The sequence below is a fragment of the Streptomyces sp. NBC_00986 genome (assembly GCF_045162565.1).
GTDB lineage: Bacteria > Actinomycetota > Actinomycetes > Streptomycetales > Streptomycetaceae > Streptomyces.
Genome location: NZ_CP108733.1, coordinates 6060206 through 6080007, shown reverse-complemented (window position 1 = coordinate 6080007; position 19802 = coordinate 6060206). Strand labels below are relative to the sequence as shown.

Here is a 19802-nt window from a genome sequence, read left to right as displayed (position 1 = left end):
TGACACCAACGGCAGCGATCAGCCGATGAACGGATCTTCCAGCAGCTCGGCAAGCATCGTGGTGGCTTCCCGTTGGTCGGAGCCGACCACGTGGGTGTAGACGTCCATGGTCATGCTGATCTGGCTGTGGCGGAGGATCGTCTGAGCGACCTTGGGATGCACCTTCAGGAAGGCCAGCAGGGTCCCGCAGGTGTGCCGCGCGAGCCGCACGGTGATGCGACGCACGCCGGCTCGCTTCACGAGGGCGTTGAAGGTCCGAGAGAAGCCCACCGGGTCGGTCAGCCCACCTCGTTCCGACGAGAAGATCACGTCATGGTCCGGCTCTTGTCGCCACTGGTCACCGACGATCTGCCGTTCCAGGTCTTGCAGTTGCCGGCGCTCTTCCAGGGCGCGAGCGCAGAACTCAGGCAGCGGCAGCACGGCCGTCGAGGACTCCGTCTTGAGATCCTTGAGGATCAGGCCCTTGCCCTTCTCGCGCTGCACTTGCTTGATCGGCGTGAACTGCCGGTTCTCGAAGTCGATGTCCTGCCAGCGCAGGCCCAGCACCTCGCTTCGGCGGAGGCCCAGGACGAGGACCAGGACGCAGGCCGCGTAGAAGCGGTGGGCGCGTGCGGCCCGCAGGAAGATGACCGCCTCACGAGCGCTCCAGGCCCTTCCCCTGTCCTTGCTGACCTTGGGCATGTCGACCAGGAGCGCGACGTTGCGGGTCAGCAGCTCTTCGCGGATGGCCCGGTTGAGGGCGTTCCGGAGCACACGGAGCACCTCGAAGCGAGTGGGCGCCGGCACCTTGTTCCGCTTCAACGTGGCCATGAGGGCACGTAGTTGGGCAGGAGTCAGCTTGACCAGCGACTTCTTTCCGAGGTGTGGCACCAGGTACAGCCTGACCTTGGACTCGTACTTGACGTACGTGTTGTGCTCGGAGTCCGGCTCAACGATGTGCTCCAGCCAGTACGCCAGCCACTCCCCGAGCGACCAGCTACGGGAAGGCACAGGGACGCCGTTGCGCTCCTGGTCTTGGAGCTTGCCGAGTTTCTCGTCAGTTTCGTCCCACGTGGCGCCATAGACGGTCTTGCGGGTGCGGTTGCCGTCCGTGTCGGTGACGTACGCGCGGCCCATGTAGCGGCCGTCTGCGCGCTTTGAGATTGTGCCCCCGCCGTTGGGGCGCTTCTTGGTCATCAGGCGCCCTCTCCGATACGACCGTTGATGAAGTCCCGCACGGCGTCAGCCGGGATACGGCGGCACCCGTCGATCTTGATCGAGACGAGGCGATGCGTACGGATCAGGTCGTAGACCTTGGTGCGGCCGACCTTGAGCCGGGTCATGACCTCCGGCACCTTGAGCAGTTCCGGCGCTGCGGTGGTCATGTGGCGGCTCCTTCCAGGCCGAGCAGGGCGGGTAGTTCCTCGCGGGCGGTCTCGCGGCTGCGTTGGATGTCCCGGCGGATGTTGGCGGCGAGCCAGGACTCACCGGGCGTGTAGCCGTGGCCGGCGTAGGTCCAGTGCGCGAGGGTGAGCGTGGTTGCCTCCGGGTTGTCGTCGGGGTCGGGCAGGCCGAGGGCTTCGCGGTGTTGGGCTGCGCGGTAGTCGGCGCGGACCTGGCGGAGGGCGCCCAGGGTGGTCGAGTAGCTGCGGGACTTGGTGGAGAAGTGGCCGCGGAAGCCGAGCATGTGGGCCCAGTCCCGGAGCTTGCGGTCCGGGTAGAGCGCGTGCAGGTCGAGGCACGCTTCGATGAGCCGGCGGGGGTGGTCGGGCACGCCGAGCAGCACGAGGGCTTCCTTGTTGCCGATCCGGCGGTCGACCGTGCCCGTGGTCTCAGCCGCTTTCGTCGCGTACTTGGCGACGTAGGAGGCGACAGCCGCTTCGGTGATCTCCTCGCCGTGGCCGAAGGCGCCGATCGGCTGGACATCGAGCTGCGTGCCCCACCGCAGCGTGCGAGCCGGCTCGTCTCCAGCCGAGTCGACGTCGACCGCGACACGGGCAGCGGCGGCACGGATCGCGTCGTCGAGCAGGTCGAGTGTGGCCCAAGCCGGCGGGGGACTGTCGGGCCCGTCCGGTCCGTCGAAGCGGATGACGGCGTGGAAGTGGACGGCTCCGCGCTTTTGGTATTCGGCGACCTTGCCGAAGGCGACGCGGGACTGTTCGCGGGCTTCCTTCTGGGTGAGGCCGGCGCGCTTGGCGATCTCGCGGCGCAGGTAGATCGTGAAGTAGCGCCACAGGTCGGAGGCGTGGTTGTTCCACAGCACGGCGCCCGCGTAGTCGTAGGTGTCAGGGTCGAGTGGGGTGCCGAGTTCGGGTGCGTCCTCACCGTGGCGTTGTCCGCAGCGGCAGGGCCGGTTGCCGGGTCGGTTGTGGACGGGTCCGAACGAGGGGGCGGTGAGGGTGGCGAAGACGCGGGGGTGGTCGCGGATCGTGTGTGGGGTGCCCTTGGCAGGGTCTCCGACGAGGCCGGCTCGGATGAGGTGGTAGGTGTCGCCGGCGTAGGTCCAGGCACAGGCCGGGCAGCGGGAGGCGCGGCGGTTGCCGCATGCGATGCGGAGCATGCCGCCGGGCTCGTTCTCGGTCGTGTAGGCGTACAGGATCGTCTTGGTGGTCGGGTCGATGGTCTTCGTGGCGCCGGCGAGCCGGATCGGGTCGGAGCAGCCTCCGGTGCGGCGGATCTGGTCTTGCCAGCGGTCGAAGTCAGCCGAACCGGCCACCCTCAGCACGTCGCCGAGGGTGGCCGAGTCGAGACCCGCCAAGGTGGCGGTGTCAGTCACGCGAACACCTCCTGACGCACGGTCAGGAAAGCGGTGCCGAGCCACTGCGCGTAGGCGGGCGGGATCGCTTCCGTCAGCTCTTCGTGGACGTCGGTCCAGGTGATGCCCATGGCGTGCTGCATCTCGGGAGCGGTGGCCTTGCCGCCGCCCTTGCCGTACGCGGCGAGGTAGGGGCCCTCCCGGTAGACGCCGTGGCGGTAGCCGCGCACGTAGCCCTCGTGCTTGACGTGCCGGGGCTTGGGGGTGGACCAGCGGCCCAACTCGAAGTTGCGGTGCCGGAAGACGCCCAGGCCGAACATCACGCCGCACAGGGTGACGTCCTTACGGATGGCCGCACGGCCGTTGGGCTGCTCAATCACGTACGGCAGGCCGGACCTGTCGAGCAGCTCACGCGTGGGCGCCACCAGGTCCTCATGAGTGCCGCCCCAGCCCTGCGAGGCGTTGGTTCCCACCGTGAGGGCGCAGCCGGCCTGGCAGGGCGGGGAGGCGTGCACGAGGGCGTACCGCGCGATCTCGCCCGTGGTGATCAGGCGGTCGAGGTATTCGAGCGCGTCACCCCGGTGGTAGGCGAAGGGGTAGCGAGGACGTTCGACGATGTCGCAGCCGTCGACCGCGAAGCCGGCGCGGTGGTAGCCCATGGCAGCACCGCCGGCGCAGGAGAACAGATCCAGGACCCGCAGGCCGTTGAGGATGACGATGTCGCTCATTCGCCCGCCTCCCACGAGTCAGCAGCGATCGCGTCCAGGGCGCCGGCGGCTTCCGTTGCGGCCGCAGCCAGGTTGCGCAAGGCCTCGGAGGTACCAGGGCGTGCGATGAGCGCGATCTCGATGAAGTCGCCCTCGATCCGCAGGCTGACGAAGTGGTCACCGCTGCGTGGGCTGGATGCCGGGAAGATGCTGACGCGGCTGCGGGTGTCCGGCTCGATGTGGGCCGAGGTGGTGATGCTCTTCACGGCCGTCACCTCCCGGCCGGAACGAGAACGGCGGGCAGCGGCAGGGCGTGGCCGGTGCCGTCGCAGGCCGGGCAGACGACGCGGAGCAGTACGCGGGAGCCGTCGTTGTGGCGGGTGCCGGTGGTGACGGAGACGACGGGGAAGCCGTCGCAGTGGTGGCAGACCGGACGGTTCGGGAGGCGAACAGGCATGATGAGTGGAGCCCTTTCGGGTCGGAAGATCGGGAAGTGGTGGAGCCGTCCGGGACGGCGGAAACTTGGCGGTTGAGGCCGCCCCGGACGGTGCTACTTGTGCTTGCTGTTGCGGCTGATCGTGTAACTGATGCCGCCGCTGGCCGACAGGACCGCGATCGCCGCACCGGCGATGACCTGGACGACGAACGCGATGACCAGGAGCACGGCGATCGAGCCGGCGACGATGACCAGGGTCAGGACGATCGGGCCTTTGTAGGAGCGCGGGGCTTCCTGCACGATCACGACCTTGCGCGGGTCGGTGCCGTGCGGGATCTGCCGGTAGACATCGGACGGGATGTGACCGGCACGCCACTGGTCTTCGGGTAACTGCATCGGACCGTCCCTCCTGGTCAGGCGCACCTGTGGGTGTGGGCGGCGAGTTCGGCGGCCGAGCGGTCGTCGTGCTCGGTCGAGAAGCCGCAACTCGGGGCCGTGCACGCGGCGGTGTGCTTGGTCTGGCCCCGACCGTTGTTGAAGGAGCCGACCTTGACGGGGCCGATACGGATCACGTTGACGAAGCGGTTCGGGCGGGACATGGCTGAACCTCCTTATGGATCAGGCGAGTTGGGCGGCGATCGCGCCGGCGAGGTCCTCAGGGACGCCGAGCCGGGCGCGCAGGGTGGCGGTGTCGATCGCGGTACCGGTGCGGGTGCGGTGCTCGGCCGCGATCTTGCGGGCGTGGTCGACCAGCGCCGGGGGCACGGCCGGGGCCGCCTCCGGGAGAGCCGGTGCAGGCTCCGGTGAAGCGATCTCCGGCGCCGGTGCCGGGGCAGGAGTCTCGGGGCGGTCGATCACCGGCGCGGGTCGGGGCTCCGGCTGCGGTTCCGGTGTGGGGTCGGCAGGTGCGTGAGCAAGCAGGGTGCCGCCGAGGAAGGCGAGTGCGGGCCAGCCGGCGACCCCGAGCCGGAGCAGGGCGGGCGGGTGTGCGAGGTCGAGGAAGCCAGCCGTTGCGATGTTGGCGCCGAGCGAGGCGACCAGGGCGACCACGAACCAGCACCACGCCAGTCCGGAGCGGTGGGCCCGCAGCCGGCGCCACGCGGCGACCATCAGCAGGTCGACGGAGATGGGGTAGGCCCAGGCCTTCCATCCGGTCTGTCCGGCGGCTTGGGCCAGGTCGTGCAGGTGAGAGAAGGACAGAGCACCGGCGATCACGGCCTGTACGAGTACGGCGTCCATGCGGATCGGGCGAGACACGGTCTTCACCTCCTTCACAGGGGTTGGGCCAGAGGGCGGGCGGGGAGCGGTGTCCGGCCGCCCGGCCCCGGCGAGTTCAGTCGTCGGCGGGGATCTCGCCGGCACCCAGGCAGCCCAGGCAGATGCCCGTTTGCTGTCCGACCGACCGGCGCTTGCGGCCGACCAGGACCGTGCGGGAGACCTCACCGGTGCCCTTGCAGGGCGGACACGGCTTGACCTTGGGCTTTGCGGTCTTGCGCGGGGCCATGAGCGTTCTCCTTCCGGATTTGGGCATGGCGCGGGTAGGGACCTGGCGCGAGGCGGTCACGCCGACCGTGAATCGGGGGGTGTTAGTCGGTGACCGGCCGGGGCTGAACCAGCGGCGGCACGGCCGGCATCGGCGGGACGGAGAGCTGCCCGACCGGCCGGAACGGAGCCAGGAACGGCAGGTCCGGGGTGAGGTCGGCGAACTGGCGGCACACGGCCGCTGTCTCGCCGGGGGTGGTCTCGGGAGTGCGGATGCGGGACCAGCCTCCGGAGGTGTCGCCGGCCACCGCGACACCCGGGCGGTCCGGGGCGATCGCGGTCACCGCCATCACGGCATCCGGAGCGATGTCGCCGAGCCCCATCTCCGCTGTCTGCTTGTCGTTGACGCGGTGCACGACCCGGCCGGTGAGCTGAGCACGGAGCGCGGTCGCGCCCTTGCCCAGGTCGGAGCCGAAGCGCTGCCCGCACACCTCCAGGTAGACGCCGATCGCGCGGGCCATCTGACCCAGCCGCACCAGGTTCATGACCGTGTGATCGCGGGCCGCCTCATCCTTCTTCGAGGTCACGAAGAACAGTTCCGCGATCTCGTCGACCAGCACGACCAGCGGCACCGGCCGGACCTCTTCCGGCAGCTCCCACAGGTCCGAGACCCCGTACAGGGCAAGCAGGTCGAAACGCTCTTCCATCTCTGCGACCAGCGCGTCGAGCAGGTCCCCGGCCGACTGAGGATCAGTGACCAGTGCCGACAGGCGCGACGCGTACCGGCCGAGTTCGACACCGCGCTTGCAGTCGATCCCGATCAGACCGACCGGCAACTGAGCCAGCCCCTTGATCAGGTTGCGCTGATACATCGACTTCCCGGACTGGTTCGCGCCCAGCGTCAGGGCATGCGGCACCTTGCGGTAGTCCCGCACGAACACGGTGCCGTCCTCCCGCAGTGCGACCGGAACGACCAGATCACGCGGCTGAGCCTTGCGCGGCAGCTTGACCCGGCGCAGCACGTCCCACCCGGTCATGCGCAGCTCGACATAGCCGGGCTTGGTCTCCCGCACGATCACGGACCGCACGCCCCACGCGTGACGCAGGCGCTCGGAGGACGCGGCGAGATCGGCGGGCTCCAGGCCGGCCGGAAGCCGGAGAGTGACCCGCAGACCGGTCGAGGTACCCCGCACACGGCGGACCTTCGGCGGCACCGGCCGCACCTCGGCACGGGCCAGGTTCCGCTTCACGAAGGCGCGGAAGCCGGACGGCTGCACCGTCAGCCCGCACACCTCCATCGTGTCCCGGTAGGTCCAGGTGAACCGGCCCCACGTCACCGGCAGGCCCACCACCGACCAGTACACGCGCGGAGCGTTGTACTTGGCGTAGCCGAGGCCACCGGCGCCGGCCGCTATGGTCCCGGCCTCCAGCCAGGTCGCCAGGTCCGTCATGGTCAGGCCCCAGCCGTCACGGCGACCGCGCGGAACGAGATCCCGTGCCGCTTCTGGCCGTTGAACTCGTTCTCCCAGTCACGGGCCTTGAGCCCGATCACCCGCACCGGCGTACCCGGCATCAGGCCCTCGGGGATGCCCGTCTCGGGAATGGTGACCTGGTAGAGGTTGCCCTCTCCCTCGTCCGAGATCAGCAGACCCACCGTCGACAGGCCCGCACCGGTCTCCCGGTCCATGGCCCGCTCCCCGGTCTGCTTGTTGGCGAGCTTCGGCGTCGGCGCGGTCGCCACGAACACCACGGCGGTCGAAACATCGATCTTGAACGACGGCATGCGTCACTCCCTTGTACGGCGGAAGAGTTCGATCCCCTCCACTCACGGCAGCTTGTATATCCAAGCTGTGTCATCACCGTAGGACCCTCAACTTGGATATGCAAGTGGGTAGTTAAAAAAAGAGGACCCGAAGGTCCTCTAGGTGAGATCACGCACGCTGATGCATCAGGGAACGTCGATCACGTACCGGAAGACGTGTCGATCGCACGGGACGCGTGAATCGAGCACTTCGACTACCTGACCTGCGGCGGTGTGTGCGGTCCGGAAGACGCGAGCCAGGGGCACGCCTGGCGGGATACTCAGTGCGTCGATCTCGGCAGGGCTTGGCATGCCGATCTCAAGGTCTTCGACGAACTGGACGATCCGCTGCTTCACCGGCCCCTGGGGATCTTCGATCAGCCGGCTCACGCCGCCACGGATCCGGCGAGGTTCTTCAACCTCTGTGCCGCCGAACAGTGCGGCGGGGTAGTACCCGTCGACGAGCTGCATGGGTGCATCGTTCACGAAGAACGCGCGCCGGCGAACGATGACGGATGTCCCCTCTTCCACCCCGAGCCGTGATGCGATCTCGGCGGGAGCCGGCAACGTCCGGACCTCCAGGATTCGCTGCTCGGGACGAAGTCCTTGCGCGGCGGCTTCGGCGTTGAAGTTGCTGACACCGGTCTGCCGTCGCTCCCTGAAGTTCGCCCCCGTGGTGAGCATCTGGACGTTCGGGCGGGGGCGGACGAACACCCCGCGCCCTTGTTCGCTGATCAGCAAGCCGTCAGCTTTGAGCAGTGCCAGAGCCTTGCGTACCGTGACGCGCGTCGTGTCGTACTGATCTTTGAGTTCGTTCTCTGAGCGCAGCTTCTCGCCCGGAGGTAGGCCTCCAGAAAGGATCAATGCGCGAAGCTCATCCGCAATCTTCCTGTAGGTAGGAAGATCTTTCTCGGGCATTTGGGTCACCTCGACTTGGCTATGCAAGCTAGCCTACGTGACCGCACTGACAGCGTCACTCAGTGAACGCCCACCCGCTCCAGTGCTCGACACGGACGATCACGACAGGCCCCTCAGGGGGATGATCGCGGTACTGCTCGTATTTGTCTTGCAGCAGTTCAACGGCCTTTAGCCGATCGTCGCCGCTGTCCCAGACCTCCGCTTGACCGTCGCCTCTTGACCACCAGAGCGTGGACCAGTCGGGGGCGTAGTGATCGACGAGGACTGCCACGTGCGGATTCTCTCGGATGTTCCGGAGCCGCCGAAGGTTCCATGAGGTCTTGGGCTTGTGATCAATTGCGAAGAACACGGCATTGTCACTGATCGCGAACGTGATCGGTACGACGTGGGGAACACCGTCAGCGCCAGCAGTCGCCAGGCGTGCGACCGGCGACGAAGCGAACCTTGTACGAGCATCAGCAGAAGCAAGCTTCATGTGGTCACCGTATCCAGCCGGGCGGACAAAGGCGGGGCCCTTCAGCTCGATCATGAGCTGAGCCAGGTTCGGCGATCGCGAGCGACGGCGTAGACGAACTCGATCTCCTCCGGCCTCAGTACTCCTACTTGTCGCCGGAACGACGAGATCTCTCGATCCTTGATCACTTTGACATCACCCAGGGACTGGGCCACCGCGATGTTGGCGGCAGAGACGAAGACCAGCACCGGAGCCACCTTCACCGGGAAGCCGCAAGCTCTGGTCAGCACCGCTGATGCCCTGCTGCCCTCATGACGGCTGTTGCGGACGTACGGGTGCCCTCGACCGCCGTTCACCTTCACCGCGCTGTCGCCCACCCAGACACGGGCGTTGCGGAAGTACTTGGTGTTCAGGCAGAAGACGCCACCGGGTCCGATCAGTAAGTGATCGATGTCTGCTCCGCTCGGCAGGGGTATGGAGTGGAGCGGATGCCAGCCGCGCCTCTTGAGTCGATCGAGCTTGGCGCCGGCGATCCGTTCCCCAGCAACACCCTTCCGCCAAGAGTCACTGTCATCGCTCTGACGCCACAGCCGCATCATTTGCCTGTTCAGCCAGGTTGGCGCTCCCTTCAGTTGAGGGAGGAGCGAGTCACCGGGGCGGTTCGCGGCGAGATCGTCGGTCACGGGCAGGGGAGGTAGCGCGGCCGTCGAAGGCGACGCGACCGAAACAGGAGACGAAGGGCCCGCCAGATGAGGCGCCAAAGCATCCAGCACCTGATCTCGGTACGACGCCTGAAGCACTTTGAGGTGGCCGGACTTGCAGTCGTACCAGGCAACGGTGTCGCCACTCTCGGTGGCTACGTAGAGTCGATCGTGCCCATGACGCTTCCAGTGCTTGACCACTAAGCCAGGCATTCCCACCCCCGCCGACGACGCCGCATCATCGTGATGGGACCAACTCCCGCGCCGAACGGCAAGAAGGCATCCGGTCATCAACTCGCGCGCCGTCGAGGGTTGTTACAGGTTTCTCTACCTCATCAAGCCCCGCCCGTTGGGCGGGGACGGGGTGTTCCGGTCACCACGGTCCGCCGGCATCGACGGAGCCTCCAGCCGTCGCGCACTTGGGATAACAGGACTCGACAGCAACCGTAAGGTTCCTCAGCTTCCCCACGCTTCACAGCCCCTCAGGGCTACACCTCAACCCCCTTGGGGCGCAGGCCCGTAGCGGCACGGAGCAACGGCGGGGGCTCTTGGCCCTTCGGCCATCCGGTCGCGCTGTCCCTATCGGCTTTCGACCGTCGCTGCGTTGATCACACACCCCCGGCCCGCACTGCGGGCCGGCGCGCGGCTCGGGGGCGGGGGCTGCGCTCCCGCCTACGGCTGCGCGCCGCCCCCGCCCCCGGCCCCGCGCCACCTTCGATGCCCCGGGGTGATCACGCTTCACACTCCGATCCCGCCAAGGGCTGATGCACCGGACCGAGCCTGATTTCCCGCCCATGACCCACACCACCAGGCCCGACCTTGGGGAAGACGGCATTGCCCACAGGTCAACTTGCATGATCCGCCATAGACCAACAGACGCTTTGAACCCAAAAGCAGGTGCGCGACGGCTGGAGGCTCCGTCGATGCCGGCGGACCGTGATGACCGGACGGGATTGTGGAGGTCAGAGCATGCCTCCGGCGGGGGATCGGCCGGCACCGGGATGGAGGGGGCGCCGTCGCCGAGTGCGGGCCCGTAGGGGTGCGCGTGGGGTGCTTCCATCCCGACCACCATCGACCCAGGCAGAGCCGAGCAGACGAGGCCCCTGGCGTCCAGGTCGTTCGTACAGTGGCGCGCTCCACCTGGACGCCAGGAACCACGCCCGCTCCACGGTGTGTGGGTCGACGGCGGACGGGATGGAAGCTGGGGCGAGTGGTGGGTTTCAGTGGGTGTTGTGTACCGGTATTACGGACCATTAGTCAATTGCGCGGTATGCGCTCAGGTCCGTACAGGGTGCGTGAATCGGTTGGTTTCACGTGAAACATCGACCTGTCCCAACTCCCTTGTGCTGAAGTAGAGTTGGGGCTCGATCGGTCGCTACTCCTGATCGCGGAATCCGTCAAGTGAGCCACTGGCGTCTGACACCAGCGCCTGACACCAACAGCCGCGAACTGCCGCGATCGACTCCGGACCCTGGTGAACAGCTACCCAGGATGTACCGGAGGTTGGCGCAGGCGACCGGACCCCCATGATCGACCTGATAAGGATGAGGCCACAGGTTCAAATCCTGTTAGCCCCACCAGTTCGAAGACCCCCAGCCGGTTGCGGTTGGGGGTCTTCGGCGTCTCGGGGGAGGACGGTTCAGGCTCGGGAGAATTTCGATTGCCGTGCCCTCCTGGTGGCCGGTGATACTCGCTCATGAGCAGATTCGCCGAGGTCGTCGTGTTGGCCAGGGACGCAGAAAACATCATGAAACCGCTGACCGAGCGGGACGACAGCCGTCCGTGGACGGGGCAGTTCACCGACATCGGCCACGGCATGTTCGACGGCTGGGCCATCGAGTTCGTGCGACGGAGTCGATGGGCCGGACTGCTGGATCACCTTGAGTCTCTGCCCTGGCCGTCGCCGCACACCGTCCAGGTGCTGATCCACGATGAGGAAGACGACTGTTTCGGCCTGTGGATGATCCATGACGGCCGCCTTGTGGAAGTGCCGCTGCCGCGCACCCGGCGGGACTTCTGGACCGATCACTACACAGGGGTGGTCGATCCGGATTGTCCCGGGATTCTGGTCCGCACGGACGGGCCGTTCGGTGGGACCGGGGAAGGATGAGCCATGGGCACGCCAGAAGACCCCCGGCCATGGTGGGCCAGGGGTTTTTGGGGTCCTCTGTGTCGTCTCTGGAGCTTTGTACGCAAGTTCGCCGCTGTGTCAGAGAGGGCGGACGGTCGGGCAAGTCGGGCAGGTTGAGCAAGTCAGGTAAGGCCAGGGAGACTCGCGGGCCGGAGTGTCGGCGCGCAGGTCGGTACTGGATGGGCCTGAGACGGTACTGGTCGGGCCTGAGGCGGTGCTGGAAGGGCCCGGGGCGGTGCTGGAGGGGCTCAGGTTGGTGCTGGAGGCGTACGGGTCAGCGCTGGAGCGGGGCTCCCGGCTCCGCGTGGTCCGTCTCGGCCGCGTCGGCCGTCTCCGTCGTCTCGTCCGTGTCCGTCGGCGGGCGGTGGCGGCAGCTGGGGGACTTGCCGTGGGCCTCGGCGCGGATGCGTTGCTTCATCGTGGGGGGCAGTGACCTGGTGAAGGACCAGGGGGAGATCGCCGGTGTCGTCGTCTCGGCGACCGCGCTGCTGCTCGCCGCTTCGGGCCGCTCAGTCGCGGCGGCGACCGTCGCGGTGACCGTGATGAGTCCGAGTGCCGTGCACAGTGCCAGGAAGCCGGTGACGAAGGCGTTCCACAACTTCATGACCTTGATCTGGGCCATGGCCCCTCACTTTCAGGTTGGGCGATTTGCGTACTTTCCTCATGATGTGTATGGGGGCTGCGAAGTGGTGGACCGACGCCCATGGCGCGTCGATGTTCTGATGAACACCACTCGGATGGGTGCAAGAGGCCATAAAACGGTCGAAGATGCGCGAAAGGTGGGCGAAGTAACCGTCCGTGGGGATGTGATCACCCTCAGATCGGAGCGGTCGCGTCCGCTCCTACTGCGCTGTACCGGGCGGGAGTTGACCCTGGACGCAGGTCACTGATCGGTCTCGGTCGGTGTGTATAGTCGGGCGACAGAGGTCCCCTACGTCAAGGAAAGACGAGGTCGCGCGGTGAAGAAGCTTCTCCTGGTCGCACTGGCCGCCATCGGCGGGCTCCTCGTGTACCGCCAGATCCAGGCGGATCGCGCCGAGCAGGATCTGTGGACGGAGGCGACCGACTCCGTGCCCACGGGTTCCTGAGTACCGAGAACCAGTTCTGATCAAGCCCCGGCCGCCTGGCGGTCGGGGCTTTGTGTTGCGCCCCTGCCCTGGTGCGGGTACGACCGCCACGACCCCGGCGTTTCGGACACTCGTCCGCATTGCCGGGATGCCACGCGCGCGTGCGGGGCAGGATGGGCCACGTCCGGAGCAACGACGAGGGGTGGCGCGTGATGGGGCGGCGTACGGCGTGGTGGCGGACGCGGGCACAGGGCGGCCGCACGCCCGTCGCTGGGGCCGTACGACGTGTCGTGGTCCTCGCCGCGGTCCTGTGCGCGACGGCCGCCCTCACGGACCGGCCCGCCATGGCGGCCGGGTCGTCCAGCTCCTACGGCTACGACAAGGGCGACCGGGTTGTCGACGGAGCGAGCAGTACTGCTGACGCCGAAGACCTGGAGCCCGGTGCGACGTACCGGAGTTCCCTCTCGAAGGGGGCCAGTGTCTACTACGGCCTTGATCTCGACGCCACGTCGAACGCCTATGTCTCCGTGACCGCCGTGCCTCCGGCGGGCACCACCGTGGCCGCCACCGACGGCATCAAGGTGTCGATGCGGAACGCCAAGGGCTCCGGCTGCACGTACCGGAGCGCCACCTTCGGGGCCGGCCGGAGTCCGCACCCCGTGGCCGCCTGGGCCGTGCGGGAGGCGGGCAAGGCGCTGTGCAAGGGGAGCGGCAAGTACTACGTCCTCGTCGAGCGCGTCGACGCGTCGGATTCCTCGTCGGACACCTGGGGTCTTGAACTCACCGCGGTGTCGGAACCCGCGCTCGCCCAGGCCGGCGCGACCGACGCGCCCCAGGTCTGGGACTCCGCGTCGCCCGAGGCCGTCACGGGAGAGGCCCGGCGCCGTGCGGGCGGTACGGGGTTCGCCGGGGCGGTCGCCGTCGGGCAGGGCGTGTGGCGGGACGACATCGGGCCCGGCCGGACCCTCTTCTACAAGGTGCCGGTCGACTGGGGCCAACAGCTTTCCGTCACTGCCGAGTTGGGCGCTTCGGACGGCGGTAGCGGCTATGTGAGCCGTGCGCTGGACCTGGCGCTCTACAACCCCGTACGCGCCTCCGTCGACGAGGCCGGCCTCGGTTACCGGGGCAGCGAGAGGTCGGTGGCACTGGAGCCCCTGCCGCCCGTCGAGTACCGCAACCGCTACTCCGTCGTCGACCACGAGAACGGGATGCGTTTCGCCGGGTCGTACTACCTCGTCGTGCACCTCGACGCGCAGCTGGCCGACGGCTTCGGCCAGGGACCGTTCCCGGTGACGTTGCGCGTGCGCGTCGCCGGTACGGCGCACGGCGGTCCCGGGTACGCGGGCCGGCCTGAGCCCCGGAACATCTTCGATGTCACCACACAGGACCGCGCGGCGGCCGTGACGGGGAGCGCCGGGGGAGGCGGCGACACCGCGATGAAGGTGCTCGCGGTGGCCGGGATCGGCGCGGGCACCGTGCTGCTGGCGACGCTCGGCGTGTGGACGGTGTCGGCCAGGCGCCGGGACCGGGCCTCGACGGCGGCCCTGTAACCGCCCCGCCCCTTCCTCGGTTCAGATCCCACGGTTCAGATCTGGGTCAGTGCCCAGAACCCCACCGCATAGCAGGCCAGCGCGAGCAGCAGGACCGGGATCGCCACCTTCGCGGGCGGCCCGGGCCGGCGCTTGGCCCGCCTGCCGCGGTGCTGCGGAACCGACGGCGCCGACGGTGGAACCTGCGGGACCTGAGCGGTGTATGAAGCAGTAGAGGGATCAGCACGCGGCTGGGGGGAGGACAGGACATGCGTGAGGTCGTGAGGGGAGGAGTGCTGAGGGGAGGAGTACTGGGGGGAGGGGTACATGGGCGGCTGGTACTGGCCGCCCTGGTGGGCCTCGGCTATCTGCTGTGCCTGGTCCGCGTGGTCGGCCTGGCCCGCCTGTTGTCCGTACGGGGCCTGCGGAGGCGGCAGATGGAAGCTGCCGGTGTCCGACATCGGGGACGGCGACGGAACCGGGGGCGGGGAAGTCGGCGGGGCCGGAGTCGGAGTGGGAGTTGGGCCGGCAGCTGGGGGTGGGGCCGGCCGGGAGGCGATGCCCTGCCGTGGATCCACGGGTACGGAGTCCGTGCCGGGCCAGGCCGAGTCACGGTCCTCGACACCGAGATCACCGAGATCGCCGACACCGCTGACGCCGCTGACGCCGGCGCCCATGTCGTTCTCGGGTTCGGGAGGCCCGGCCGACGAGGGAGTCGTCGTCGACCCCGTGTCCACCCCGGAAGCCCGCTTCAGCGGACCCTCGGGCGCGAACTCCGAGGGCAGCGGCCCGATTTGGTCGAAGATCTCGATCAGCTCGTCGTCGGGGCCGGGCTCGGGCAACAGCTCCGCGGCCGCGGCGAGCGCCTTGCGTGCCCCTGTGGCGGTGCGGAAGCGGGCCTGTGGATCGGGCTGCAGCAGCATCGCCACGACCTGCCACAGCGCCTCGGGAATGCCCTTGGGCGCCCCCGGAGTCCCATGCTCCGCGAAGTACTGCACCAGCGCCTTGGAGTCCGGCTTGGCCCCCTCCAGCAGATACAGCGCCACCAGCCCTACGGCGAACAGGTCGGCGGGGAAGTCCGGCTCCGCGCCCATCATCTGCTCGGGCGCGAGATAACCCGGCGTCCCCACCACGAGGTTGGTCTCCGTCAGGCGCGCCTCGCCCAGCCGCATCGCGATGCCGAAGTCGGACAGACGCAGCCGGGGGCGAGCGGTGCCGGTGGCTTCGAGGAGCAGGTTGGCGGGTTTGATGTCCCGGTGCACGACACCTTCCGCGTGCACCGCGGCGAGACCGGAGAGGAGCTGGTCGAGCAGCGTGCAGACGAAGGCGGGGGGCAGGGGACCGTAGTCCCCGATGAGATGGACGAGGGAGCCGCCCGCCACCAGGTCCATGGTGAACAGGACCTTGTCGTCGTCGGCGGCCCAGCTGGCCGGCGCGAGCACATGGGGGTGGTCGATCCGCAGCGCCTGTTCCCGGACGAAGCGCAGCAGCGAGTGCGCGTCGCTCTGCTGCAGGACCTTGGCGGCCACATAGCGGCGACGCCGGTGGTCCCAGGCGCGCCAGACCGCGCCGACACCGCCGCGCCCGATCGGGTCGACCAGTTCGTACCGGCCGGCGAAGACCTCACCCATGGCTGTGCGTCGCTCCTCCCCCTTCGGCTACCTCCGTTGCTTCCCCCGAGACGAGCGATACGACTCCCCTTCACGGCAGTTCCTCATGGCACTCCCTCGCGGCTGTCCCGCACGTGCTCCCGGTGAGCGGCACGACCCCCTCGTGCCCCTCGCCGGCCGCGTGCCCGGCTGCCGAACCCCCGATCGGCAGCCGGGCCGTGAGGTTCAGTTCTGGTGGGACTGGTAGTGCGCGACCGCGTCGGAGGTGCGGCCTGCGCCGTACACCCGGAGGAACTCTGCCAGTTCGGGGTGGGTCGGGGCGAGGGTGTCCGCCGCGTCGATGATGTCGCCCGCGGCGGCCACCGAGCGCAGCAGCGACTGGATCTCGCGGACGACCCGCTTGACCGTGGGCGCTCCCGAACTGCTCGTCGTGGTCGTGGTGTTGCTGAGCACCGAGCCCCCCTGGGACTTCTTGATCTCGTCCATGCGCTCGGTCGCCTCGGCCGCGCTCACGCTGCCGTCCGCGACCTGTCCCGCCAGGTCCTGCAGCAACTGCACCCGCTGGACCACCGCGGGATTGCCGATCTTCGCCCGCTGACCGCTCATCAGCTGGGACAACATCGGCGCGGACAGCCCCAACACCCCCGCGAGACGAGCCTGGTTGAGCCCAAGATCGTCGATGAGCTTACGGAAGAGCGCCCCCAAAGGCTCCCCGTACCAATTCCGCTGCAGCTCCCGCGCTCTGGCGGTGGCTTCCTGCTGTGCGGCGTCCATTGCGTCTCCCCATCGCTTCCCCAAAACCGCGGTTCGCTCTAGCGAACCACGCCGAGCATCTTACGGAGAGTGGTCGTTCACCGGGACCCCCAAATTTTTGCGAGATACCCGGGGTGACCCGGTACGCTGGTCTCCGAAGCTCGCCGGTGTGTGGTTCTGCCGGTCGAACGCTTCTCTAGCGGGGCCTTAGCTCAGTTGGTAGAGCGCTGTCTTTGCATGGCAGATGTCAGGGGTTCGACTCCCCTAGGCTCCACATCCCGCACCGGCCGGTCGCCCTCAGTGGCGTCCGGCCGGTGTTTCTTTGCGCCCGGGGGGTGACGTGCGTCACGTAAAGGGCAACTCTTCGTTGCAGTTGTTTGCGCAAATATCGGCGCCGGGTGGAGCCCGCGGGGCGCCATGTCGACCGTCGGCGCGATGTGGGGATGATGTGCCCGCGTGTGCGGGAGGTGTGTGAGCTGGTGTGAATACGGACGCGTAATCGAGGGTGTGCGGTCCGTTAAGGGAGTCTGTGCGCTGCTTGTACACCCGGGGCGTTGCAAACGTCATCGCAGGCAACTTGCGTACATCAAGAAATCAAGGCGTTCAGCGACGCCGGTGATGCGTCGGCGACTGTTCCACGTGAAACATCGCTGCGGGGCAGGAGACCCTCAAGTCTCCTGCCCCGCGGCGATGTTGAAAGTGCGTCGGACGTCAGCGGTGTTCGTCGTTCTCGACGGCTTCGTCCTCGGCCTGCTTGGCCTCGACCTCGGGGTCGAGCACGGCCTCGGGGCTGCCGTCCACCGAAGTGAGGTGTCCCGTCTCGGGCACCTCGGTCGCGGCGGGCGGCTCGACCAGCCAGTCGGGGTTGGCCTGCTTGTCCCACCACTTCCAGGCGGCGAAAGCGCCGCCCGCCAGGATGCCCAGAACCGCCAGCCCCTTCGCGAGCCGGCCGGCCCTCGCCCGCCGCTCGTGCTTGCGGACCAGCTTCTGGATCTCCTTGGGCGAGACCTGGCCGCGCAGCGCGGCGAACGCTGCCGCACCGCGCGCGGCGGCCTCGTCCTTGACCGGGCCCGCGGCGGCGACCGCCTGCTCGATCCTCGGCCGTGAGTACTCGGCGGCCTGCTGGGCAGCCTTGCGGGTACGGACGGCGGCTTCCTGGGCGGCCTGGTCGACCTTCGGCGGTACATGAGTGCGGGCCTGCTCCAGGCGCGGCACGACATGGGCGTCGTACTGGACGCGGGCCTGGTCCGCGGCCAGCGACACCTTGGGCGCGAGTCGTACGCGTGCCTCATGGGCGTAGTACGAGGCCCTGTCCTTGGCCGTGTCGGCGTAGGGCGCCACCACTTCCGCGGCGTGCAGCACGCTGTCCTTCGCCGATCCGGTCGCGGAGCGCACGCTGTCGATGCGGGTCACGAGTTCCTCCTCCTCGGTGGCGTACGGTTCTTCGTCTATCCACCCAATTACGGATCATGCCTGTCAGAGAGCGACGAGGCATGTGAGGGCGGGCATCCGGGTCACGATCACGTGCAATAACGGATGAATACGCGGGAACGGGGGGTTGTCGTCGACAATGCCACGGATCCCGGTGCCGTGCCCCTGTCCCGGACCCACTCGGCCGGATTTCCGCAAGCGGATCCTGTGGAAATGCCCCGAGAGAAGGCCGTCGGGCGACGGGGTTCAGCGAGCGTGCGAGGATCTGGGGGTCACAGGAAGACAACGGAAGGCAGATCGTGGCCGAGCAGCTCTACGCCACCCTCAAGACCAGCCTCGGCGACATCGAAGTCCGGCTTCTGCCGAACCACGCGCCCAAGACGGTCAAGAACTTCGTCGAGCTCGCCACGGGTGAGCGGGAGTGGACCAACCCCACCACCGGTGAGAAGTCCGCGGCCAGGCTCTACGACGGTACGGTCTTCCACCGGGTGATCAAGGGCTTCATGATTCAGGGCGGGGACCCGCTGGGCAACGGCACGGGTGGCCCGGGCTACCAGTTCGAGGACGAGTTCCACCCTGACCTGCGTTTCGACAAGCCCTACCTGCTGGCCATGGCCAACGCCGGGCCGGGCACCAACGGCTCGCAGTTCTTCGTCACCGTCTCCCCGACGGCCTGGCTGACCCGCAAGCACACCATCTTCGGTGAGGTCACCGACGCGGCGAGCCAGAAGGTCGTGGACACCATCGCGGCCACCGACACCAACCCGCGCACCGACCGCCCGGTCAACGACGTCGTCATCGAGTCGGTCGTCGTCGAGACCCGCTAGGGCCGGACAGATCTCAGGGCCGGGCCGTACAGGCCCCGGGTCCCAGGGTTGACACCAGTACTTACCGCCGGGAACCAAACGCCCCGCTCGTCCGTAAGGATGGGCGGGGCGGTGCATTGCGTACGAAGGATTGAGGGGACCCCATGGACCAGGCGCCAGGCAGCCCGCAGGGCCCGGAGGAACAGCGGCCCCAGGATGCCCAGAGTCTGCCGGTCTGCTACCGGCACCCGGACCGCGAGACCGGCGTCCGCTGCACCCGCTGCGAGCGCCCGATCTGCCCCGAGTGCATGGTCAGCGCCTCCGTCGGTTTCCAGTGCCCCGAGTGCGTCCGCGGCGGCTCCGGTACCGGGCACGCCCCGACCGCGGCCCAGCCCCGCACGATCGCGGGCGGCACGGTGGCGGCGGATCCGCGGCTCGCGACCAAGATCCTGATCGGTCTCTGTGTCGCCGCGTATCTGGTGCAGCGGGTGGTGGGCGACCGCTTCACCGAGCACTTCGAACTCCTCGGCCAGGCGTACGTCCCGCTCTTCGGCTCCGTCGAGGGCGTCGCCGAGGGGCAGCCGTACCGACTGCTGACCGCGATGTTCCTGCACGCCAGTCCGATCCACATCATCTTCAACATGATGAGCCTGTGGTGGATCGGCGGTCCGCTGGAGGCGGCCCTCGGCCGTGCCCGCTATCTCGCCCTGTACTTCGTCTCGGGCCTCGCGGGCAGCGCGCTCACCTATCTGATCGCCGCCCCGAACCAGCCCTCGCTCGGTGCCTCCGGCGCCATCTTCGGGCTCTTCGGCGCGACCGCGGTTCTGATGCGCCGGCTCCGCTACGACATGCGGCCGGTCATCGCCCTGCTGGTGATCAACCTCATCTTCACCTTCGGCTGGGCCAACATCGCCTGGCAGGCCCACATCGGCGGCCTGGTCGCCGGTGTGATCACCGGGTACGCGATGGTGCACGCGCCGCGGGAGCGGCGGGCCCTGATCCAGTACGGCACCTGTGCGGTCGTACTGGTCGTCGTCGTGGTGTTGACGCTGATCAGGACGGCTCAGCTCAGCTGATATCAAACCGTTGTCCACAGTGCGTGGCGGATCTTGTGCATACCGTGGAGAACAGCTGTGCCCCCTGTCACTGACCCGTGTTTATGCAGGTCAGGCAGGGGGCGAACAGGCTTGCGGTTGCCGGTGTGTCAGTCACACCAGCGTCAACACCCGGTGGGTTATCCAC

24 protein-coding genes and 1 tRNA gene are annotated in these 19802 nt (G+C 68.2%); 6 read left to right on the top strand and 19 right to left on the bottom strand.

Annotation, left to right across the window (positions count from 1 at the left end):
• Positions 1-18: 18 nt before the first annotated feature.
• From OG504_RS27035 to OG504_RS26965, 15 genes are all read right to left on the bottom strand, one after another.
• Positions 19-1176 carry a tyrosine-type recombinase/integrase gene (locus tag OG504_RS27035; protein WP_405992148.1) on the bottom strand — a complete coding sequence of 386 codons (1158 nt, stop codon included), beginning with the start codon at positions 1174-1176 and terminating at the stop codon, positions 19-21.
• Positions 1176-1364, bottom strand: coding sequence for a helix-turn-helix domain-containing protein (locus OG504_RS27030; RefSeq protein WP_398845961.1), 189 nt, complete (start codon positions 1362-1364; stop codon positions 1176-1178). The genes OG504_RS27035 and OG504_RS27030 overlap by 1 nt, the downstream gene beginning before the upstream one ends.
• The gene (gene repSA / locus OG504_RS27025; protein ID WP_405992147.1) at positions 1361-2755 is read right to left on the bottom strand and encodes a replication initiator protein RepSA; all 1395 of its coding nucleotides are present in this window, start codon (positions 2753-2755) and stop codon (positions 1361-1363) included. The genes OG504_RS27030 and repSA overlap by 4 nt, the downstream gene beginning before the upstream one ends.
• Positions 2752-3462, bottom strand: coding sequence for a DNA methylase (locus OG504_RS27020; RefSeq protein WP_405992146.1), 711 nt, complete (start codon positions 3460-3462; stop codon positions 2752-2754). The genes repSA and OG504_RS27020 overlap by 4 nt, the downstream gene beginning before the upstream one ends.
• A complete protein-coding gene (locus OG504_RS27015) occupies positions 3459-3707 on the bottom strand; it encodes a hypothetical protein (protein ID WP_405992145.1) in 249 nt (82 codons plus the stop codon). Before OG504_RS27015 ends, OG504_RS27020 begins: the two co-directional genes overlap by 4 nt.
• A 5-nt stretch (positions 3708-3712) precedes the next feature.
• The gene (locus OG504_RS27010) at positions 3713-3898 is read right to left on the bottom strand and encodes a hypothetical protein (protein ID WP_405992144.1); all 186 of its coding nucleotides are present in this window, start codon (positions 3896-3898) and stop codon (positions 3713-3715) included.
• Between the two features lie 93 nt (positions 3899-3991).
• Positions 3992-4273, bottom strand: coding sequence for a hypothetical protein (locus tag OG504_RS27005; RefSeq protein WP_405992143.1), 282 nt, complete (start codon positions 4271-4273; stop codon positions 3992-3994).
• A gap of 17 nt (positions 4274-4290) precedes the next feature.
• Positions 4291-4476 (bottom strand): mobile element transfer protein, encoded by a 186-nt coding sequence (locus OG504_RS27000; RefSeq protein WP_384870044.1) that lies wholly within the window; start codon positions 4474-4476, stop codon positions 4291-4293.
• A 19-nt stretch (positions 4477-4495) separates the two neighbouring features.
• Entirely contained in the window at positions 4496-5134 is a 639-nt protein-coding gene (locus OG504_RS26995) for a DUF2637 domain-containing protein (protein WP_405992142.1), read from the bottom strand.
• 76 nt (positions 5135-5210) lie between these two features.
• Entirely contained in the window at positions 5211-5381 is a 171-nt protein-coding gene (locus OG504_RS26990) for a hypothetical protein (RefSeq protein WP_405992141.1), read from the bottom strand.
• 82 nt (positions 5382-5463) lie between these two features.
• Positions 5464-6810: an FtsK/SpoIIIE domain-containing protein gene (locus OG504_RS26985; protein ID WP_405992140.1), complete on the bottom strand. Its 1347-nt coding sequence runs from the start codon at positions 6808-6810 to the stop codon at positions 5464-5466.
• Between the two features lie 2 nt (positions 6811-6812).
• Entirely contained in the window at positions 6813-7142 is a 330-nt protein-coding gene (locus tag OG504_RS26980; RefSeq protein WP_405992139.1) for a hypothetical protein, read from the bottom strand.
• Between the two features lie 165 nt (positions 7143-7307).
• On the bottom strand, positions 7308-8078 hold the full coding sequence (locus OG504_RS26975) for a GntR family transcriptional regulator (RefSeq protein ID WP_405992138.1): 771 nt from the start codon (positions 8076-8078) through the stop codon (positions 7308-7310).
• Between the two features lie 55 nt (positions 8079-8133).
• Positions 8134-8607, bottom strand: coding sequence for a TIGR03668 family PPOX class F420-dependent oxidoreductase (locus OG504_RS26970; RefSeq protein ID WP_405992137.1), 474 nt, complete (start codon positions 8605-8607; stop codon positions 8134-8136).
• Complete coding sequence (locus tag OG504_RS26965; protein ID WP_405992136.1) at positions 8604-9215, bottom strand: nuclease-related domain-containing protein; 612 nt, start codon at positions 9213-9215, stop codon at positions 8604-8606. Before OG504_RS26965 ends, OG504_RS26970 begins: the two co-directional genes overlap by 4 nt.
• A gap of 1714 nt (positions 9216-10929) precedes the next feature.
• On the opposite strand from OG504_RS26965, the gene OG504_RS26960 reads away from it, so the two are divergent.
• On the top strand, positions 10930-11343 hold the full coding sequence (locus OG504_RS26960; RefSeq protein WP_405992135.1) for a hypothetical protein: 414 nt from the start codon (positions 10930-10932) through the stop codon (positions 11341-11343).
• A gap of 295 nt (positions 11344-11638) precedes the next feature.
• On the opposite strand, the gene OG504_RS26955 is transcribed toward OG504_RS26960, so the two are convergent.
• A complete protein-coding gene (locus OG504_RS26955) occupies positions 11639-11986 on the bottom strand; it encodes a DUF6344 domain-containing protein (RefSeq protein ID WP_405992134.1) in 348 nt (115 codons plus the stop codon).
• A gap of 337 nt (positions 11987-12323) precedes the next feature.
• On the opposite strand from OG504_RS26955, the gene OG504_RS26950 reads away from it, so the two are divergent.
• On the top strand, positions 12324-12452 hold the full coding sequence (locus OG504_RS26950) for a DLW-39 family protein (RefSeq protein WP_003999697.1): 129 nt from the start codon (positions 12324-12326) through the stop codon (positions 12450-12452).
• A gap of 191 nt (positions 12453-12643) precedes the next feature.
• Positions 12644-13981 carry a hypothetical protein gene (locus OG504_RS26945; protein ID WP_405992133.1) on the top strand — a complete coding sequence of 446 codons (1338 nt, stop codon included), beginning with the start codon at positions 12644-12646 and terminating at the stop codon, positions 13979-13981.
• Positions 13982-14016: 35 nt separating this feature from the next.
• Here the strand turns inward: OG504_RS26945 and OG504_RS26940 are convergent, their stop codons facing one another.
• Both OG504_RS26940 and OG504_RS26935 read right to left on the bottom strand, forming a co-directional pair.
• A complete protein-coding gene (locus OG504_RS26940; protein ID WP_405992132.1) occupies positions 14017-15591 on the bottom strand; it encodes a protein kinase domain-containing protein in 1575 nt (524 codons plus the stop codon).
• 204 nt (positions 15592-15795) lie between these two features.
• Positions 15796-16344 (bottom strand): DNA-binding protein, encoded by a 549-nt coding sequence (locus OG504_RS26935; RefSeq protein WP_289920986.1) that lies wholly within the window; start codon positions 16342-16344, stop codon positions 15796-15798.
• 180 nt (positions 16345-16524) lie between these two features.
• Between OG504_RS26935 and OG504_RS26930 the strand changes: the two genes are divergently transcribed.
• Positions 16525-16597 (top strand) — tRNA-Ala (locus tag OG504_RS26930).
• Between the two features lie 437 nt (positions 16598-17034).
• On the opposite strand, the gene OG504_RS26925 is transcribed toward OG504_RS26930, so the two are convergent.
• A complete protein-coding gene (locus tag OG504_RS26925) occupies positions 17035-17736 on the bottom strand; it encodes a DUF5324 family protein (protein WP_405992131.1) in 702 nt (233 codons plus the stop codon).
• A gap of 317 nt (positions 17737-18053) precedes the next feature.
• Between OG504_RS26925 and OG504_RS26920 the strand changes: the two genes are divergently transcribed.
• Together OG504_RS26920 and OG504_RS26915 are read left to right on the top strand one after the other, a co-directional pair.
• Positions 18054-18581 carry a peptidylprolyl isomerase gene (locus OG504_RS26920; protein ID WP_405992130.1) on the top strand — a complete coding sequence of 176 codons (528 nt, stop codon included), beginning with the start codon at positions 18054-18056 and terminating at the stop codon, positions 18579-18581.
• Positions 18582-18724: 143 nt separating this feature from the next.
• Complete coding sequence (locus OG504_RS26915; protein WP_405992129.1) at positions 18725-19636, top strand: rhomboid family intramembrane serine protease; 912 nt, start codon at positions 18725-18727, stop codon at positions 19634-19636.
• Positions 19637-19802 lie beyond the last annotated feature (166 nt).